The organism is Nocardia nova NBRC 15556 (genome assembly GCF_001613005.1).
Classification (GTDB): domain Bacteria; phylum Actinomycetota; class Actinomycetes; order Mycobacteriales; family Mycobacteriaceae; genus Nocardia; species Nocardia nova.
On sequence record NZ_BDBN01000055.1, the window covers coordinates 1 to 17,651 of the forward strand.

Genomic DNA, 17,651 nt, shown 5'->3' on the forward strand with positions numbered 1-17,651 from the left:
GGGCGGTGAGGATATCGGCGAGCAGCCGGTAGTTACGCGGCCCGGCGGGGTCCATCCCGCGATGGGCGCGAAACATTTGCGGAGGCCGGCCCGGGCCGGTGCGCGGACTGTCGACCCGCTCGGCCTGCCCGGCCTCGACCAGCGCCTCGAGGTGAAAACGCACCGTGTTCGGATGCAACTGCAGGTGCGCGGCGATATCGAGGATGCTCAACGCATCACGCGAGTCGCGCAATACCGCGAGCACCTCCCCACGACGGCCACCACCGGCCCCGGTCGGCGTCGCACGCGAACTGGACGGCGTGGCAGCGGACGCCGTTTCGCGTGTCATGGCTGGGCACTCCGTTTCGGCAGCGCGGCGACCAGCGGCGTATCCACCCCGACGGGGCCGAGTTTGGTTGCGCCACCGGGAAATCCGAGAGGTTCGCCGCGACCGGGCAAGGTCTCGCTGAAAAAGGCGGCGTTGTCGTCGAGGTAAGGCTCGAGCTCGGCCGGCAGGTCGTCCTGGTAATAGATCGCCTCCACCGGGCAGACCGGCACACACGCCCCACAGTCCACACACTCGTCGGGGTGGATATACAACGAACGAGCACCCTCGTAGATGCAGTCGACCGGACACTCCTCCACACACGCCCGGTCCATCACGTCCACGCACGGCTCGCCGATCACATACGCCATACCTCTATTTATACATCCAAAGCTTGTATAAACTAAGACCGGTGACACACCCCACCGAATCTCCCGGCGCACGCCGTCGGCAGCGGATCCGGTTCACATCACCCCGGCGTCTCGCTCAGCGCCCACAACGATGCACCGACAGGTCCGATCGTTCAACGGCCGGGGTACGCACCACCACGCCCGCCGGATGTCGAACCGAGAGGGCCGTCGGCACCTCGCTCTCGGCGATATCGACCCGTCGCCGACGCTCTACGACACGCTCGGCGAGTCGGTGCCGATCCTGTTGCCGCGCTGCGATATCGGTGCCAGCGAGGGCGGCGATGTCCTCGCCCGCGAGTTCCGGTGACTCGTATCGGCGGCCGGCGGTGACGACCGTGTTCGATCTGCCGATGGCGCACTGTACGGCGTCGGTAGCCCTCCCGACTCCGATGCCGGTGCGGTCGAAGCGGCGCCTGCGGGAGCCACCGCCACGATAAATCGAGGTGCCGCTGGGGTTAGTCGTCGTGTTGCCGGTCTTCGTGCGCGGAAAGGAATTTCGGTCGCAGGTCGGTGTCGATTGCACTGGCGGGAGTGCTGTCCGGTGCGGTGTATTCGTGGCTGAACAGCTGAGGTCCGGCGGATGCTCTGTCGCTCATGGTGAGTTCTCTCTGTCGTTATCGGATAGGTAGCTGATGTGCGCTGCCGGATGTGTCGACCCGGCGGATGGTTCCGCTGCTGCGCCACTGTCGTAGGGCTGCGGCTCTGCCGGTGCGTCCGGGAAGCTGGGCCAGCAGTTGGTCGATCGTGGATTCGTCGTCGACGCGGCAGGCCATCGCCATCACGGCGGCGGCCCTGTGGGGATCGGTGTGTGGCGGGATGATCAGAAGGATCTGCCGCCGGTCGCGGGCGCCGAGGATTTCGATCGTATGCGCGGTGCCGTGCCGGTTCCCGTCGAGGCGGACACTGCGTCCGGCGTGGGCAAGTTGTTGTGGGGTGGGAGTCCATTCGCCGGGCTGGTAAACCACGCGGTGAATCGAGTCGAGCCGTCCCGCGATCGCGGTGATCAGGTGGGGCAGTTCGGCGGCGAGATCGGTGCTGTGCGGCCACCAAGCGCCGTCGACATACCCCGTTTTCGTCTCGGCTGTCTTGAGTTGCACGCGTGCGCCATGCTCGCGGTCCAGGTGTGCGGTGTTGGGGATGGGGCGGGTCGGGCAGTTCATGCCGACGCTCCTGACTCGGCCGCGGATCGGCCGCATTGAGGGAAGCCGGCGACGTGACGATCGTGAGATCGGTCGGGATGTCGCCGAGCCGAACGGTTCGCTCCGCTCCGGCGTCGCCGGCGCTGGGCCCGTTCGCGGCCCGTGGCGGTCCTGTGGTGAGCGATGGAGAACACACACCCCGAGCAAGCGAATCATGCAGGCGCTGGTTGCGAAGAGTGATCCAGCGGCGTTCGACCGCTCGTGGTTTGCCGATCCGATAGTCGATCGTCAGGACCGTGATCCCGTCTCCGGATCAGAAGCGCCGAGCGGACCCTGTAGTCCACCGTCCGCTGCTACGAGACCGGGTTTCTACCTCGACGCTACGGGAATCTGCCGTCCGTGTCCACGTGGGCCCACGCCATCCGCATACCGCCCATGCCCGGCCGGATGCCGGCGAACGCTCTGCCGCCCGGGCCGGCAACCCTCCGAAAAGCACGAAACCCGCGCCACAGGCGCGGGTTTCGTGGAGACTCGGTCCCTAGATGGCGCGAACGCTCTGGGCCTGCGGGCCCTTCTGGCCCTGGCCGATCTCGAATTCGACGCGCTGTCCCTCATCCAGGGACTTGAAGCCGGAGCCGGAAATCTCGGAGTAGTGGACGAAAACGTCGGGGCCTCCCCCGTCCTGAGCGATGAAGCCGAAGCCCTTTTCGCCGTTGAACCACTTCACACTGCCCTGCGACATACTGATGTACAACTTCCTGTTGCGAGCCGAGCGATCATGTCAACAACCCGTGCTCGTCAACCAGCATGTCACATGAACGCTGACCGGCCCGCGCCCGCCCCGGCCGAACTAACCGCGCCGATGTCTCTGCGGGCAGGGCACTGGGTGAATATGCCGATGAGAAGTCGGCACAACGCGACGCCGCTGAACCCTACCTCTGGGATTGGTCAGTGGTTGTGTCACTCCTGCTGCGGGAGACTACCGGTGGTGTAGGACACCGGCCAGCGGGTGACCCCCGGCGAGTGTGACCGGCCGGTGCCGTATTCGATGGTGGCGGCCGATTCGCCGGTGCGAGCCAGGGCCGAGGCGACGTGGAGACGGATCACCGCGTCGAGGACGGCGACGGCGAGCGCCTGGGGAAGGAAGACATCCATCCGGCCGGTGCGGGTGTCGGGCACGTTGCACGTTCACGTCGTCTCTGTGGGGTTGCTGTGCTGGTCGAGGGTGTGCCGCAGTTCGGTGTTGAGGCGTCGGGCCTCGGCGAGCTGGTCTTCGAGGATGACGATGCGGCACGCGGCGTCGAGGGCGTTGCCGGCGTCGACGAGTTCACGCACGCGTGCGGCGATACGCAGCTGGTAGCGCGAGTAGCGGCGGTGCCCGCCGCCCGATCGTTGCGGGGTCAGCAGTTGCGCGGCGTCGAGGCTGCGCAGAAACGCTTGGGTGACACCGAGGATTTCCGCGGCGCGTCCCATCGAGTAGGCGGGGTAATCGTCGTCGTCGAGTTTGTCGGCGGCACTGGGACCGTCGGCGGAGTGGGGGTTGGGTAGTTGCACAGGGCCTCTCGGGGTCAACGCCGACAGGCCCCGGCGCGGTTGCGCCGGGGCCTGGAATCTACGGAAGGGGGAATGATGTCATTACTGTTCACCAGCCCGTGAGGGCCGCTTCCACACACCGCATCCGCTGCTTTCCCGGATGCGGAACTGATGATCGTCTATTCAGTGACCACCTCCTGGATCGCCGATATTGCTGCGGTGCTCGGACATTCGATTGTTCGGTGATGCTTCGTCCCCTTCCGGCGGGTCCGGCCGACTGCTCCGGGTCTATCTGTCATCCGCCGGAAGGGGACGGTGGAACCTACTTCTTCCGGGCAGTTCACCTGCCCGGCCACTCGGACTCATTAATTCGAACAACAGCGACTCTACAACGGCATCGAGCGAATGTCTACACCCGACACGACAGATTTTCGGCTGCCAGAGGAAGTGCTTATGTCACATGTGTGGGCTGGGTTTCGCGGGCGTGGGGACCGGGTAGATCCGAAGTGCCCGAGCGGACGGAGGGGGCGAGGCTCATGGGTACGACTTCACCCGGGCGCGCGTTCCAGGTCGTGGATCGGCGAAACGCAGCACGGCTATCGGGAGCCGACATGGGCAATGACCAGGTACTCGAAATCGCCACCGAGGCGATCCGGCGCTCATCAGCGCGGTTGATCGCCGCCGACGCCAGACTCGCCGCAGCTCAGGCCCGACTCACTCGGGCACAACAGCAGCTCGACACCGCGCGCCGCACCGCGGCCCACACCGGAAGACCCCTGTTTCATCCGTTCAGGTCCGCGAGCGGTCCCGCCAGCCTTCGCGGTTGAGCGTCGGCGAGTGCGCACAGCAGTCAGCAAGGAACACACTCGAAGTGGTAGCGTGGCCTGCGATTTCCCGGCTGGACACGGTGCCGGCGTGAGATGACCAGTGGCAGGGCTCCCTCGCCGGCACCGGGCCTTCCGGTCCCTCGATTCCCCGGCTCAATGAGGAAGTCGAGGGCACAACAAGCCGGCTTGGGCAAACCGGCCCGCGGAAACCCGTGGCACACACCAAAACATCGGCGAAAGCGCCGCCCCGACAGCGTGTGATGTTGTGGCGCTTCACAACCTAGCGCATCCCCCCGAACGAGCAAACCCGCATCCGGCAACTTCGCAGACATGAAATCGACAGCTCCGCTGCCTGTTTCGCTCGCGCGACCGCTCACCGTCTTCTACGGTGAGGTCGAGGACCCCGGCGGACCGAGCCGCCGGGGCCCTCCTCGCGCTCGGGCGTGAAGGCGCCGGCGGTGACTTCGAGCGCAGACAACGGCCGGACCGGTTCGGACACAAGCGGTTACATTCCGATCCCGGATTCGTACAATTCAGCGACGCGAAAACCGCGTAATTCGACCATAAGTGGCACACCGGGCAGCGGCGAATTTCTTCAGGCCACGAAATCGGCACGTCGTCGCGTCACGACCGGGTCGATCCACCACAATGCTGCACATGACGGACACGGCCGTAAGCGGGTTGGCAAATCGGCAGGCAGACCGGGTTCACCAGGCATCGCAACCCCGGGAGGGATTTCGGCCCGATATCGAGGGGTTGCGAGCAGTCGCGGTCGTGGCGGTTGTGTTGTTCCATGCCGGAATTCCGGGGATCAGCGGTGGATTTGTCGGTGTGGACGTCTTTTTCGTGATCTCCGGATTTCTGATCACCGGAATACTTTGCCGGGAGGTGAGGGCCGGCGGCACCGTCGCGCTGGCCCGTTTCTACGGCGCACGTGCTCGCCGGCTGCTGCCCGCGGCGGGCATCGTGGTGGTCGCCACCGCGATCGGCGCGGTGGTGCTGCTGCCGCCGCTGCAGGCGCGTCAGGTCCTCGGCGACGGGATCGCCAGTGCGTTGTATGTCGGGAACAATCGGCTCGCCCTGCGCGGCACCGACTACCTCGCGGCGAGCGAGCCCCCTTCGCCGTTCGAGCACTTCTGGTCACTCGGCGTGGAGGAACAGTTCTATCTGGTGTGGCCGCTGCTCATCGTCGCGGCGGCGTGGCTCGTGCGGCGCCGCCGCACCGGATCGGCCACCGCACTCCCCTACCTGATCATTCTGGCGGTGGTCGCCGCGCTCTCGTTCGCGATCTCACTGATCTGGACCGGCACGCTGCCGCCCTGGGCGTTCTTTTCGCTGCCCGCCAGGGCGTGGGAATTGGCCGCCGGCGGCCTGATCGCGCTCTCGGTTGCCGTGTGGTCCCGGTTGCCGCACTCGGTGGCCGCACCGGCCGGATGGATCGGCCTGGTTCTGGTCGTGGTGGCCTGCACCCAGTTGAACGGCAGGACACCGTATCCCGGCAGCGCGGCCCTGCTGCCCGTCGCGGGCACCACTCTGATGATCGTATCCGGCTGTGCCGGAGCATGTTTCGGGGTCGGCTCACTGCTGACCCGCGGTCCGGTACGGGCGATCGGCGGCTTGTCCTACGCCTGGTACCTGTGGCATTGGCCGGTGTTGCTGCTGGCGCCGCATATGCTGGGCCACCCGCTCGGGCGAGTCGGCGCACTCGGTGCGCTCGTGATGGCCGGCGGGCTTGCCATGCTCACCCAGTGGACGATCGAGAATCCGGTTCGCTTCGCGGCGCCGTTGCGGAACTCGGCCGTGCGCAGTCTCGCCTGCGGGGGCGCCTGCACCGCGCTCGCCGCGAGTGTGGCATTCGCGCTGCTCGTGCTCGTCCCCGCCCCGGTCGGTCACGGTGTGGCGGCACCGTCCCTCGTACTCACCACGCCCCGGGACTCGGCCGCGCCCGCCGCCGACCCCCGCGACGAGGCGGTCCGGCAGCTGATGGCACAGGCGCAAACCGCGGTCGCCGCCTCGGCCGAAATCCGTGCTGTCCCATCGAATCTCACCCCCTCGCTGGACAGCGCGCCCGGCGACAAGGCCGATGTGTTCACCAATGGCTGTGTCCGGTCGTGGCGCGAGGTCGGCCAGGCCGAGTGCGCCTCGGGTGATCCGGACTCGCCCACCACGGTGGCTTTGGTGGGCGATTCCCATGCGGCGATGTGGAATCCGGCGCTGGAGCCGATCGCCGAGGCGCGGCACTGGCGGCTGGAAACGATGGCCAAGGTCACCTGCCCGCTGCTGGACCTGCCCATCACCAGCCCGTACCTGGACCGGGAGTACACCGAATGCGAGCAATGGCGCGGCCAGGTGCTGAATCGGCTGCGAAACGAACACCCGCGGTTGATCGTCCTGGACATGTCCCGGCGCTACGGGGGCGATTTCGGTTTCGTCTCCTACGATCGAGCCTGGGTCGAGAGCCTGGGCCGCCTGGTTGCCCAACTCCGCGCGATCGGTTCGGCCGTTCTCGTTCTCGGGCCGATCCCCGATCCCCACACCACGGTGCCGACGTGCCTGTCCGAACACCTCGACGATGCCACCGCCTGCGCACCCGCACGCCCGGCCGGGGTGAACGACGCCGGCGTCGCGGCCGAGCAGGCAGCAACGACGGCAGGCGGCGGCCAGTACGCCGATCTCACCCCGTTGTTCTGCACCGCCACCCGCTGTCCCGTCATCGTCGGCAATACCTTGGTGTTCCGCGACGACAACCACCTGACGGTCAGCTACGCCGAGACCCTCGAACCCGCGATCGGCGCCCTCACCGACCGCGCCTTCGCCCATGAATGACGCGCATCGGACGCCGGGAACGACGCACTGCCCGCTCGGCTCCTACGGGAGGGTCGTGGCGGACATGAAGTTCCACAGTCGATCTCGCAGGTCCTCGCCGGCCGCGCCGGACGGCCACTGATGCAATTGCCCGTTTTCCACCCGGTACTGCACGGAGGTCCCGCTCCGGCACGGTCCGTAGCCTGCCGTCGTGCCGAATGCGTCGCTGGACTTGGCCGGCGGGACGGGGCAGCCATCGCGATCTACCCATGCGTCGACGTTGGCCACACCGGCCAGCGGATCGGAGATCGGATCGATCTGCCCCTGGGCGATGCCGACGGAGATCGGCCGAGCGGGTTTGCAGGGCGATCCGGGACTGGGAATCAGCAGGGTTGGGTTCGGGAGGGTGGGATCGCCGCCCTCCCAGGAGGTTACGTCCGCGAAGACGTCGGGGGCGTCGCACGCCATCCGCTGCGACATGATGCCGCCGTCGGACCACCCGCTGCTGTAGACGCGTGCGGTGTCGACGCACCACGTCGCCTCGATGTCGGCGACGACCGAGCGCAGGAACTGGACATCGATCGAGCCCTGCTGAAACTCCCAATCGTTGCCCACCAGACCGTTACCGGGATCCAGCGGCAGATTGTTCGCGTTGCCCTGCGGGTAGGCGACGATGAAGTGGTGCGCGGCCGCATAAGGAGTCCAGCCCGAGACCTGCTCGAAATCTGCCGCATTGCTGGCATTTCCATGCTCGGCGAGCAGCAGCGGCACCGAGTGCCCCGTCAGGCCGGCAGGAACGTCGAGCCGATAGATCCTGGTACCGATAGTCCGCACGACCGTGCCGGCTGTCGGTGCCAGGCTGCACTGCGCCGCGGCGAGGCGGATTCCGCTCCGATCACTGTGTGCCACAGGCGCAACCTGGAACGACGTGACGACTGCTGCGATGGCGGCCACGGCCGCGGCGAGTCGAATTGCGATAGCGCGCATACTTTCCCATCGTCGAGCCGGCGACCGACAGCAGCCTACTGCGGCTGCGATTCTCACCAGTGGTAAACGGCCGAATCGGTACCGATGCGCGGTCGTGCCGGCAACGTGCGGCTGCGAGTAGCGGCGGCTATGCGGTCGGCGGTCGCAGCCGGCCGCTGAGGACGGGGCGTTGGATGAGGTCTTCCTGAGGGATGCCCACGCCGAGGTTCTCGGCCAGTTTGTAGAACAGGCCGCGGAATCCCAGGAGGCCGTATTCGCACTCGTCGCCGTCGAGCCGGGCGCCTAGTGCGTGCATCTGGTCGTCGAAGCGGTGCGGGTCGCTGCCGGCCCTGTCTTGTGGAGCGAGGTTCATACTCAGCAGCGTGTTGAGGCCGGTGACGAGCTCGCCGTTCTCGGCGTACAGGAACTCCACCATGGGGTTCTCGTTGTAAAGCAGTACGAGAGCAGCGGTTCCGGCGGACGCCCGACGGACGAGGTCGCGATCCTCGGCACACTTCCAGCTGCCGTGTTCCCAGGCCCATGCCCACCGGCCGTACTGTCCTGCGCTCACCACATACGCGCCGTTCACGTAGAGGAGGTCACCGAACTCCGCGAAGAAATCGTCCTGCGCACGCACCGCCACCGTGTCCTGATCGACATCCATCCGCTCCAACAACTGCCGGGCCGTCATGTCGCGTGCGAAGGTGAGGCCGAGCAGAGGCAGATCGCGCCCGTACATCCACCCCAACCCACCGGTCTGGGCACTCATGATGCCCTGAGCTTCCCGAGAAACCCTGCTGGTGCGGCATTCTCGGCCACCGCGAGACAGGTACGCCTCGCGAAATCATCGGACACCGTGGCCGGAATGCCAGGCGCCGTAGCAGCTGAAGCAGTCATAGCGGCAGATAGTGTCATGAAGCACCGACATTTCGGCGACGACCTCGCTCGCGAACCGCACCCTCCGGCCTGATTCGACCTGTTCTTCGTGCGTCCGAGGAGACGCCGAACCGCTCAGCTCCGGCGTTCGAAATGTGCTGTCACACCGCCGGTTTCGCCGAGTGCGTCACGGACGATCCGGTCGAGGACCTCGGCGGTATCGGTCGGATCGGCGCCGGGATTGCGTGCGCCGCGGCGGGGCCGTGGGAGGCCGCCAGGTCGGCAGCGGCGTCCAGCAGCGAGTCCAGGGTGTGCGTCGGTTTCGACTCACTTGGCCTCTCGTGTGGCGCCCGCTGCACGATGCACTGATGGAGGACTCGATCGACCTCGCCGAGACCACACTGGTTCCCGGATCGGCGCCCCGGAACCACCACAATCGAGCCGCTCGCTTCCCGCGTGGACGGATCCACCGTGATCAGGTCCGCAAGAGCAGGATCCGACTGTAAACGTGCCCGGATCGTCTGCGTCGCACTCGGAGCCGCACCCACGACGCCGGCATCGTCACCCTCGACCGAGTCTTCGCCACCCCCCTCGACCGAGGTAGCCTGCCATTGCCTGAGGGTGACGCGGAGGGAAACGCCGATTGAATACTTCGCTCAGCAGGTACTTTTCGCTCGATACTCGAGCGCTGAAGGTTTGCTAGCGATCGCGGAATGGGTAACAGAACAGTAAGGCCGGCGTCCTGCCCGGCGTCGGCCTGCGCGTGAGCCGGCAGGCATGACGGGTCACGCGAAGTCGTTGCGGTGCCGCCGGGCCGATCGCCACCCCGGCGGCATCGCTACGTTCGGTGAGACGGCAATGTTCGCCGACAACAGGCTGGGTCACCGAGAGTCGGCCGTGGTCAGGGCGTCGGCGGCAGCATCGGGGACGGGGGCTCGTGAACCGTGACGAGAACGACGACGTCGCCGTAGCGGGCGCTGCCGCGTGCCAGCCGGTGGCCGAACTTCGCCAGGGGGATCTGCCACCGGTACTTGGCCTCGATCTCGGCTTGAACGAACGACACCAGCGTGCCTGCGGTCACCACCTGCGCGTGTCCCTGGCGCTGGTGGGACCCCAGCGCCGGATGTCCGCGCCAATCGCCGGCCTGGACGAGCACACGGCCGTCGCGCAGCAGATCGTCGGCTTCCGGAGCTCGGGAGGAGACGCGAAATGCCAGCTGGCCGAGTCCGATAGGGACAACCAGCCGTGGCACGGTCACCAACTGCTTCGGCCCGGCGACCCGGGTGACGAGCACCGTCTTGGCTTGCTGCCACTCCCGCGCGACCCCGGTCGCCGGAACCCGGTTTCGCGGCGTCGCCCGCGCCACCGGGACCGGGCGTGCGAGCCGAAGGGGTGCGGTGGGAAAATCGGTCAGGGTGTCTGTCATCTCATTCGCTCCTCTCCGCGACGAATTCCGTTGCTGCTATCGCCGCCAAGGCGTACCGGAGACCGGCCTGGACCACCGGCCGCGCCGTGCCGGGGCCGGCACACGCCGTTCACGAAGGAGAGAGTGCCCAGTCCTCGAGGGATTTCACGGATTTGGCAGCTCGGGCTCGATCGGCCCCGCACGAGCATCCTTGATCGGCCGACTTCGATAGTGCACGCACGTCGGCGCCGCGGCAACGATCCTGATCACAGCGGGCACGCGGCGGCGTGCAAGTGGGGCTCATCGACGCGCACTCGATCGCCGACGATTCCGAGTTGCGGCTGTCATGCCGACGCGGGCACTACGCCGCCGCGGACCTACTCGACCGAGTTTTACCCGTTAGCTGCGCCTTTGGCGTGCGGACCGGGGTGAGCACCTGGACCGCGCCTACAACCAGTCCGCCCAGCACCGCCGCAGGGGTGCGCACATCGGGATTCGTGCCCAGTAGGCGCACACGCGACGCGAATGACGTTGTCACGCATCGGATTCGGCGGGCGACGGATCGCCCTCGGATACCTGATCGTCCGCCGCGGCATGGCGCCGCAGTCGCAGAGCCAGCTCCACATGACCGTTGTCGAGCAAGAATCCCAGAAACAGCGCGCGAAACGCCGCATGCACCGAATCCGGCGGCAGCGTGCCCGGCACCGCTAGTTCGTGCAGTGCCAACCCGTGCGCCAGGGCCGTGAACGCCGGTGCGGCCGCATCGGGTTCCGGGGCTCCGGCCGCGCGCACACCAGCGGCGGCCGCCCGGCGTGCGGCATCGAGCGCCCGCGCGGCGGCATCGCGGAACTCCGGGTGCCGCGCGGCGTGCAGATAGGCCTCGAACAACGCCGGCGTCTCCGGTGAGCGCGGGGTCGCGGCCGACGACAGCGCGGCGGCGATCTCATCGGGTGTGCTGTGCGCCTCGGCCAACGCCTCGGCGAGCGCGACCTGGGTATCGGCGTCGGCGTCGGTATAGACCCGCAGCGCTTCCTCGGTCAGCGCGTCGATCGAGTCGAAGAAGTAGCCGACCGTGGTCAGCGGCAGTCCGGCTCTTTCGGTGACCGCGCGATGAGTCACCCCGGCCACGCCCACGGTCGCGGCTACGTCGACAGCGGCCGCGAGCAGGGCTTCGCGTCGGGCCAGGGCACTGGGACGGTGGCGGCGCGCGGTCACGATGCAACCCTAGGCCATCTCTGTAACTTCTTACAGTTTTCCTCTGGGCAGAGTCTGTACATTCTTCTAGACTCAGCCGCCATGACGTCCCTTCACGCATTTCGCGACGATGCGCTCGCCGAGCACGACGCGGTCGCCCTCGCCGAACTGGTCCGCAACGGTTCGGTGAGCCCGCAGGAACTCGCCGCCGCCGCCATCGAGCGAGCACGTGCGGTCGACCCGCAACTGGACGCCGTCGCCTGCGCGATCTACGACGCCCCGCGCTACCACTCGAAGTCCGATTCCGCCCTCTACGGCGTGCCGACGTTCGTCAAGGACAACACCGACCTGGCGGGACTGCCGACCAACCACGGCAGCGAGGCGTTCCGGGCGCGGCCGGCCGCGAAGAACGGCGCCTACGCCGAGCAGTTCCTCGGCACCGGGCTCACGGTGCTCGGCAAATCGCGACTGCCGGAGTTCGGCTTCAATGCCACCACCGAATTCATGACCGAACCTCCGACCCGCAACCCGTGGGATCTGGATCGCTCGATCGGCGCCTCGTCGGGCGGTTCGGCCGCACTCGTCGCCGCGGGCGTGGTCCCGATCGCCCACGCCAACGACGGCGGCGGATCCATCCGCATCCCGGCCGCATGCGGCGGGCTCGTCGGGCTCAAGCCGAGCCGAGGCCGCCACATCGACGGCGAACAGGCGCGGCATGTGCCGATCCACATGATCTCCGAGGGCGTGCTCACCCGCACCGTGCGCGACACCGCGGCCTTCGTCGCCGCTGCCGAAAACGTCTGGCGCAACCCGAAACTCGCCCCCATCGGCGAGGTCCGCGGCCCGGCACAACGACGGCTGCGCGTCGGGCTGCTCATGCACAGCGTCACCGGAGCCGAGGTCGACGCGCCCACCCGCGCCGCGGTCGAGCACACGGCCACACTGCTGGAGAAGGCCGGGCACGTCGTCGAACCGATCGCCCTCCCGGTGACCGAGCAGTTCGCGGTGGATTTCGTCCAATACTGGGCGCTACTGGCCGATCTCGCGGTGAGCACGGGCAAGCTCATCCTGGACCGGTCGTTCGACGCGGCCGCCACCGACGGACTCACCCGCGGACTGCGCGCCCATCACCGCCGCAATCTGCACCGCACGCCGGCGGCGCTGCGCCGGCTGCGGCGCATCCCGGCGGCATATGCGCGAATGTTCGCCCGGCTGGAAGTCGTTGTGTCGCCGGTACTCTCACACACCACACCGCCGCTGGGCCACATCGCCCCGACCGTCGCCTTCCCGGAACTGATCGACCGGCTCACCCGCTACGTCAGCTACACACCACTGAACAACATCGCCGGCACCCCGGCGATCTCCCTGCCGATGGGCCGCACCACCGAAGGCCTGCCGGTCGGCGTGCAACTATCGGCGGCCCACGGCGACGAACGCACCCTGATCGAACTGGCCTACCTCCTCGAAGCCGAACAACCCTTCCCCCGCATCCAGGAGCACCCGAACCCCTGACACCACGGTGCGGCGACAGGGTGTGGCTCCGTGCGTGCTGTATGGATGGATTGCGACAGCGGGTCGACGATGCGCTCGCATTGATGGTGCTCGCGCGCGCACCTCACATCGAGCGCACAAGGCGACGAAGTCGTGACCCGCATCATGGCCGCGATATGCGCACACCTCAGCTGAGTCGGCACCCCCGCGAGCCGGACGCATTCGAAGACGAATTCAGCAGCAGGACTGCATCATTCGTCACTTATCAGGGCTCGCTCGCTCTCCTCGGTGATAGAAGGGACCGGGGCGACGCTCACCGGTCGACAGCGGAAGGTTCGCGGTCGTTGCGGTAGCGGCCGGGGGATGTGCCGAATTGCTTCTTGAACGCGTGGGAGAAGGCGTAGGGGTTGGCGTATCCGACCTGTTCGGCGATGGTGGGCAAGGGGTCGGTGGTGTCGCGCAGCAGTGCGGCGGCTCGCGTCAGGCGCCACCAGGTCAGATATCCCATCGGCGGCCGGCCGACGAGGCCGGCGAATCGGCGGGTCAGAGTGGCGCGCGAGACTCCGGTTTCCGCGGCGAGGCTGTCGGTGGTCCAGGGCGCGGCCGGTGCGGAGTGCAGTGCCCGCAGGGCGGTGGCGGTGACCGGGTCGGTGAGCGCGGCCGACCAGAGACCGGCATCGTTGTCTCTCATCCACGCGCGGATCATGTAGACCAGCAGCAGATCGAGCAGGCTCGGAACGGCGATGCAGGAACCGGGGCTGCGCTTGTCGGCTTCCAATGCGAGCAGGTCGATGACGGCGCGCAGTTCGCGATGATCGCCGATGCGATCCGGAAGGTGGATGACGGTCGGCAACTCCGCGACGAGGGGATGCTGCCCTCGGCGGTCGAGCCGATATGTGCCGCACAACACCTCGAAACCGCCTGCGCCCGAGTCTGTTTCATTCGGCTGCGCGGCCCGCCATTGCTCGAACGGGATCGCCCGTGTCGTAGCCGGGGTGTCGGTGGCCCGGTCGGCGAGCAGATGCCCGGTCCCGTGGGGCAGCAGAACCGCGTCGCCGGTGCCGAGGGTCACCGGATCGCCCTGGTCGGGAAGCAATCGGCAGCTCCCCCGCAACACGATGTGGAAGCCGGCGCCGGAGTAGGGCGCGAGCCGGGTGCACCAGTCGCGCTCGCGGGTGAACAGCCGGCTCGACGACGGCTGCCCCAGTCGCACGGCCGCGATCGCATCGCTCAGCACATCCACAGAGCAATCCTACGGAGAGCCGCTCACGGTTGATCCGTTTGCGTATTCAAGTGAGCATCCTGGGCATTGATCGGCTCGGTTGCGGTCCATACCGTCGCGAGTATGGAAAGTTCGCAGAGCATCGTGCTGGGTGATGTCGAAATCTTCCGCGTGATCGAATGGCACGGCACCCTGATGCCAGGCCCCGACCTGTTGCCGGACACGACCGATCGGACCTGGCGCGACAACGAGGACTGGCTCGCACCCGATCATTGGGATCCCGCTACCGAGTTGGCGGTCGCGGCAATCCAAACCTGGGTAGTGCGCAGCGCCGGGCGCACGATCCTGATCGACACCGGCGTCGGCAACGGGCGCGAACGGCCCGCCCGCGCGTTGTTCCACCACCGTCACGGTGATTTCCTCGACCGTCTGGCTCGTGCTGGGGTGCACCCGGACGATGTGGATCTCGTGATCAACACTCATCTGCACGGCGATCACGTCGGCTGGAACACTCATGACGTCGACGGGCAATGGGTGCCGACATTTCCCAACGCGCGATACCTGATTCCGGCCGCCGACGACGCCTACTTCGGGCCCGACGGCGGCTACGCAGGCGGGCGCCGCCCCGACGACCGGCTGCTCTACGACGACAGCGTCGCACCGATCCACCGTGCCGGTCAGGCAGTCCTCTGGGACGACAGCTACCGGATCGACGAGAACCTGATCCTGGAATCCGCACCCGGCCACACCCCGGGTTCCGCGGTATTGCAGGTGAACTCCGGCACCGACCGCGCCGTCTTCGTCGGCGATATGGTCCACAGCCCACTGCAACTGCTCGAACCCTCGCACAGCAGCTGCCTGTGCCTCGACCCACACCGGGCCGCCACCACCCGGCGCCGAATTCTCGAACGCGCCGCCGACCGACGGCAATTGGTGATCCCCGCCCACCTCGCCGGGCCAGGAGCAGTCGAAATACGCCGCAGGGGAACACATTTCACACTCGGCGAATGGGCCGTGGCCGCAGCGGCACCACGCTGACATCGGCAACCCCGACCCCCGCATCGCCGACCCGGCCCGTTGGACGCCGCGGGCCACGCAGGGCCGTACGTGCAGTAGGCAGCACGATGACCAGCGCCGTCACCGGCCCGGCGCGGTGCCCATCGTTTCGAGACACGACTCGGGTCAAGATGCGCGAAGCGGCCCGGAACGGACCGCGTGGACCACAATAGGGACCGTATCGGGCTTGTCGGCAACAGTGAGGAGTACAGCGATGGCGGTGCATGTCAATGTCGACAATTTCGTGCGGGCCGAGACGGATCGGATGTTCGCCGATCTGCAGCGCGACGCCGGCGGGATCAACACCTTTCTGCACAATCGGGAACCGGCCTCGATCGATCGTCAGACCGTGATCCGCCTCAACCGCGACACCCTCTACAGCTTCGCCGTCGTCGACCTCGCCGCGGGCGCGACCGTGACGCTGCCCGAACACGGCGACCGATACCTGTCGGCCATGGTGGTCAGCGAGGACCACTACGTCGAAAAGGTCTTTCACGATGCCGGGTCCTATGAACTGCGGTCCGACGACTGCGGCACCGACTATGCCCTGGTGGCGGTACGGATCCTCGCCGACCCGAATTCCGCCGAGGACCTCGCGGCGGTTGCGGCCCTGCAAGACGGACTCTCGCTCACCGCCGGCTCGGCGCGCGAGTTCGTCCCACCCCACTACGACACCGCCGGGCTGGACGCCACCCGCACGGCGCTGCTGACCCTGGCCGCGGGCATGAACGGTTTCGACGCGACGTTCGGCCGCCGCGATCAGGTCGACCCGGTGCGTCATCTGATCGGTACGGCGGCCGGCTGGGGCGGGCTGCCCAGCGAGGAAGCCTCCTACGTCGGCGTGGCTCCCGACCTGCCGCCCGGCAACTACGAGTTCACCCTGCGCGAGGTGCCCGTCGACGGGTTCTGGTCGGTCTCGGTCTACAACGCGGCCGGCTATTTCGAGAAGAATCCGCGAAACAGCTACAGCGTCAACAACATCACCGGAGTGCCGAACGCGGACGGATCGGTCACGGTCCGGTTCGGCGACTTCCCCGACAGCGTTCCCAACGCGATCCCCACCCCCGAGGGCTGGAACGTCGTGGTCCGGTTGTACCGGCCCCGCCCCGAGATCCTCACCGGCGCATGGGCGCTGCCGGAGCTGGTGCCGGCGCGCGAGTGACCGCTCCACGACCGGCGGTTCGTGCCGGTTTCCGAAATGCGTTCGCTTCGCATACCCACTCCCCACAGCTGCCCCGGTGAAATACTGGTACCCGGTATCACCAACTGCCGGCGACAGTTTCGAGCCGGCGGATGCCGCTCACGGATTGGGAGACGTTTGTGCAGTACATGCCCCAGATCGCATCGGATATCGCCGCAATGCACGCCCAGTACCAGGAACTTCTCCATGAGGATCGATGGTCACTGCGCGCTCTGTTCAGTACAGACGACTGCGATATCGCGCAATATTGCAGCAGTTTCAGACCCAACCGGTTCGGCGCCCGAGCCTGCGCGGAGGTCGAGGCCTTCTGCCGCAGGCACCGGATCTGGCTGGAAAGGGGTGGTGCCGCCTACAACTCGATGACGCCCTACCTGCATCCACGCACGATCAGCCTCGCGCGGATGACGACGATCGGTATCTACAACGCAATCCTGTTCGCGCTCAACGACACCGTGGGCCGCGAGAAGTTCAGCCACCTGTCCGAGGCCGAGCGAGCGCAGGCACAACTCGAGGTCGACCGGCTGTGTCGATTATTCGAGTCCGGCCGGATCCGGCCGGACAACTCCACGCCCATTGTCGAGGCGACCGTCGAATTCTTGACGACCCTCACCGATCAAGCCGAGCCGGTGTGGCTGGAGCGATTCCGCGCATCGACGATCGACCATTTGCGCTCGGCGATCCGCGATCAGAATGTCGGCGCACGCGGTGACCTGCTCAGCGTCGACGACTACATCGCCCTGCGTAACGAGGTCTCGGGGATGTACCCCGCGATCCAGCTGTGCGAGTTCGCGCGCGACACCACCCTGCCCTGGGACCGGCTCGCGGCCGCGGGCCTCGCCGAGGATCTGCGCACGCTGGAACGTCTCACCGCCGAAGTCGGAGCGCTGATGAACGATGTCTTCTCCTTCGAGAAGGAGGTCATCGTGGACCGCTCGGATTTCAACCTCATCTCGATTCTGCTGCTCAATACGCCCGGCGCGACGCTGGCCGACGCCGTGCTCGGCGCCGCGCAGATCGTGCGCGAGCGATTCACCGACTTCCGCGGGCTACGGCAGGATCTGCTCGACCGCTGCCCCGCACTCAGCCCACCACTGGCCGCCGCCGTCACCGCCTACGCCGACGACCTCGATCAATGCGTCCAGGCGAGCTGGGTGTGGCAATGCGCCACCTCCCGCTACAAGGGCCGGTCGATATTCGCCGAGGCTCACCACCGGTGAGCAGT

Annotated in this window: 18 protein-coding genes; 6 read left to right on the forward strand and 12 right to left on the reverse strand. The window is 67.2% G+C overall.

The window, feature by feature from the left end:
* Both NN2_RS21725 and fdxA read right to left on the reverse strand, forming a co-directional pair.
* Positions 1–328 (reverse strand): helix-turn-helix domain-containing protein (locus NN2_RS21725; RefSeq protein ID WP_156511401.1); only part of this gene is annotated, 328 nt, incomplete at its 3' end.
* Positions 325–675: a ferredoxin gene (gene fdxA / locus NN2_RS21730; RefSeq protein ID WP_063015719.1), complete on the reverse strand. Its 351-nt coding sequence runs from the start codon at positions 673–675 to the stop codon at positions 325–327. The genes NN2_RS21725 and fdxA, both read right to left, overlap by 4 nt.
* Positions 676–862: 187 nt before the next feature.
* On the opposite strand from fdxA, the gene NN2_RS37310 reads away from it, so the two are divergent.
* Positions 863–1,021 carry a hypothetical protein gene (locus NN2_RS37310; protein WP_156511402.1) on the forward strand — a complete coding sequence of 53 codons (159 nt, stop codon included), beginning with the start codon at positions 863–865 and terminating at the stop codon, positions 1,019–1,021.
* A gap of 148 nt (positions 1,022–1,169) precedes the next feature.
* Here the strand turns inward: NN2_RS37310 and NN2_RS37315 are convergent, their stop codons facing one another.
* From NN2_RS37315 to NN2_RS21750, 5 genes are all read right to left on the reverse strand, one after another.
* Positions 1,170–1,310 (reverse strand): hypothetical protein, encoded by a 141-nt coding sequence (locus NN2_RS37315; RefSeq protein WP_156055821.1) that lies wholly within the window; start codon positions 1,308–1,310, stop codon positions 1,170–1,172.
* A gap of 18 nt (positions 1,311–1,328) precedes the next feature.
* Positions 1,329–1,874, reverse strand: coding sequence for a DUF5994 family protein (locus NN2_RS21735; protein ID WP_063910839.1), 546 nt, complete (start codon positions 1,872–1,874; stop codon positions 1,329–1,331).
* A gap of 517 nt (positions 1,875–2,391) precedes the next feature.
* Positions 2,392–2,595: a cold-shock protein gene (locus tag NN2_RS21740; protein ID WP_030517997.1), complete on the reverse strand. Its 204-nt coding sequence runs from the start codon at positions 2,593–2,595 to the stop codon at positions 2,392–2,394.
* 218 nt (positions 2,596–2,813) lie between these two features.
* On the reverse strand, positions 2,814–3,032 hold the full coding sequence (locus NN2_RS21745) for a hypothetical protein (protein ID WP_063015721.1): 219 nt from the start codon (positions 3,030–3,032) through the stop codon (positions 2,814–2,816).
* Between the two features lie 9 nt (positions 3,033–3,041).
* Positions 3,042–3,326: a MerR family transcriptional regulator gene (locus NN2_RS21750; RefSeq protein WP_082857175.1), complete on the reverse strand. Its 285-nt coding sequence runs from the start codon at positions 3,324–3,326 to the stop codon at positions 3,042–3,044.
* Positions 3,327–4,861: 1,535 nt separating this feature from the next.
* Here NN2_RS21750 and NN2_RS21760 point away from each other — a divergent pair.
* Positions 4,862–7,039 carry an acyltransferase family protein gene (locus NN2_RS21760; protein ID WP_082857166.1) on the forward strand — a complete coding sequence of 726 codons (2,178 nt, stop codon included), beginning with the start codon at positions 4,862–4,864 and terminating at the stop codon, positions 7,037–7,039.
* Positions 7,040–7,081: 42 nt separating this feature from the next.
* Here the strand turns inward: NN2_RS21760 and NN2_RS21765 are convergent, their stop codons facing one another.
* From NN2_RS21765 to NN2_RS21785, 4 genes are all read right to left on the reverse strand, one after another.
* Positions 7,082–8,005: a CE1 family esterase gene (locus NN2_RS21765; protein ID WP_063015724.1), complete on the reverse strand. Its 924-nt coding sequence runs from the start codon at positions 8,003–8,005 to the stop codon at positions 7,082–7,084.
* Positions 8,006–8,132: 127 nt separating this feature from the next.
* Positions 8,133–8,753 (reverse strand): DUF6461 domain-containing protein, encoded by a 621-nt coding sequence (locus NN2_RS21770; RefSeq protein ID WP_146098807.1) that lies wholly within the window; start codon positions 8,751–8,753, stop codon positions 8,133–8,135.
* Positions 8,754–9,761: 1,008 nt separating this feature from the next.
* Entirely contained in the window at positions 9,762–10,286 is a 525-nt protein-coding gene (locus tag NN2_RS21780; protein WP_063015727.1) for a hypothetical protein, read from the reverse strand.
* 513 nt (positions 10,287–10,799) lie between these two features.
* A complete protein-coding gene (locus tag NN2_RS21785; protein ID WP_063015728.1) occupies positions 10,800–11,480 on the reverse strand; it encodes a TetR/AcrR family transcriptional regulator in 681 nt (226 codons plus the stop codon).
* Positions 11,481–11,561: 81 nt separating this feature from the next.
* Between NN2_RS21785 and NN2_RS21790 the strand changes: the two genes are divergently transcribed.
* Positions 11,562–12,971, forward strand: a complete 1,410-nt coding sequence (locus NN2_RS21790) for an amidase (RefSeq protein WP_063015729.1) — start codon at positions 11,562–11,564, stop codon at positions 12,969–12,971.
* 292 nt (positions 12,972–13,263) lie between these two features.
* Here the strand turns inward: NN2_RS21790 and NN2_RS21795 are convergent, their stop codons facing one another.
* Positions 13,264–14,193 carry an AraC family transcriptional regulator gene (locus NN2_RS21795; protein WP_063015730.1) on the reverse strand — a complete coding sequence of 310 codons (930 nt, stop codon included), beginning with the start codon at positions 14,191–14,193 and terminating at the stop codon, positions 13,264–13,266.
* Positions 14,194–14,295: 102 nt separating this feature from the next.
* Between NN2_RS21795 and NN2_RS21800 the strand changes: the two genes are divergently transcribed.
* The 3 genes from NN2_RS21800 (at position 14,296) to NN2_RS21810 (ending at position 17,646) form a co-directional block, all read left to right on the forward strand.
* Positions 14,296–15,210: an MBL fold metallo-hydrolase gene (locus tag NN2_RS21800; RefSeq protein WP_063015731.1), complete on the forward strand. Its 915-nt coding sequence runs from the start codon at positions 14,296–14,298 to the stop codon at positions 15,208–15,210.
* 232 nt (positions 15,211–15,442) lie between these two features.
* Positions 15,443–16,390, forward strand: a complete 948-nt coding sequence (locus tag NN2_RS21805; protein WP_063015732.1) for a DUF1214 domain-containing protein — start codon at positions 15,443–15,445, stop codon at positions 16,388–16,390.
* A 167-nt stretch (positions 16,391–16,557) separates the two neighbouring features.
* Positions 16,558–17,646, forward strand: a complete 1,089-nt coding sequence (locus NN2_RS21810; protein WP_082857176.1) for a terpene synthase family protein — start codon at positions 16,558–16,560, stop codon at positions 17,644–17,646.
* Positions 17,647–17,651: the final 5 nt, after the last annotated feature.

What these genes read in the sequence shown, in the direction of transcription:
- fdxA (WP_063015719.1), bottom strand. Translation starts at nt 675, where the DNA reads ATGGCGTATGTGATCGGCGAGCCGTGCGTGGACGTGATGGACCGGGCG.
- NN2_RS37310 (WP_156511402.1), top strand. Translation starts at nt 863, where the DNA reads ATGTCGAACCGAGAGGGCCGTCGGCACCTCGCTCTCGGCGATATCGAC.
- NN2_RS37315 (WP_156055821.1), bottom strand. Translation starts at nt 1,310, where the DNA reads ATGAGCGACAGAGCATCCGCCGGACCTCAGCTGTTCAGCCACGAATAC.
- NN2_RS21735 (WP_063910839.1), bottom strand. Translation starts at nt 1,874, where the DNA reads ATGAACTGCCCGACCCGCCCCATCCCCAACACCGCACACCTGGACCGC.
- NN2_RS21740 (WP_030517997.1), bottom strand. Translation starts at nt 2,595, where the DNA reads ATGTCGCAGGGCAGTGTGAAGTGGTTCAACGGCGAAAAGGGCTTCGGC.
- NN2_RS21750 (WP_082857175.1), bottom strand. Translation starts at nt 3,326, where the DNA reads ATGGGACGCGCCGCGGAAATCCTCGGTGTCACCCAAGCGTTTCTGCGC.
- NN2_RS21760 (WP_082857166.1), top strand. Translation starts at nt 4,862, where the DNA reads ATGCTGCACATGACGGACACGGCCGTAAGCGGGTTGGCAAATCGGCAG.
- NN2_RS21765 (WP_063015724.1), bottom strand. Translation starts at nt 8,005, where the DNA reads ATGCGCGCTATCGCAATTCGACTCGCCGCGGCCGTGGCCGCCATCGCA.
- NN2_RS21770 (WP_146098807.1), bottom strand. Translation starts at nt 8,753, where the DNA reads ATGAGTGCCCAGACCGGTGGGTTGGGGTGGATGTACGGGCGCGATCTG.
- NN2_RS21780 (WP_063015727.1), bottom strand. Translation starts at nt 10,286, where the DNA reads ATGACAGACACCCTGACCGATTTTCCCACCGCACCCCTTCGGCTCGCA.
- NN2_RS21790 (WP_063015729.1), top strand. Translation starts at nt 11,562, where the DNA reads ATGACGTCCCTTCACGCATTTCGCGACGATGCGCTCGCCGAGCACGAC.
- NN2_RS21800 (WP_063015731.1), top strand. Translation starts at nt 14,296, where the DNA reads ATGGAAAGTTCGCAGAGCATCGTGCTGGGTGATGTCGAAATCTTCCGC.
- NN2_RS21805 (WP_063015732.1), top strand. Translation starts at nt 15,443, where the DNA reads ATGGCGGTGCATGTCAATGTCGACAATTTCGTGCGGGCCGAGACGGAT.
- NN2_RS21810 (WP_082857176.1), top strand. Translation starts at nt 16,558, where the DNA reads ATGCCCCAGATCGCATCGGATATCGCCGCAATGCACGCCCAGTACCAG.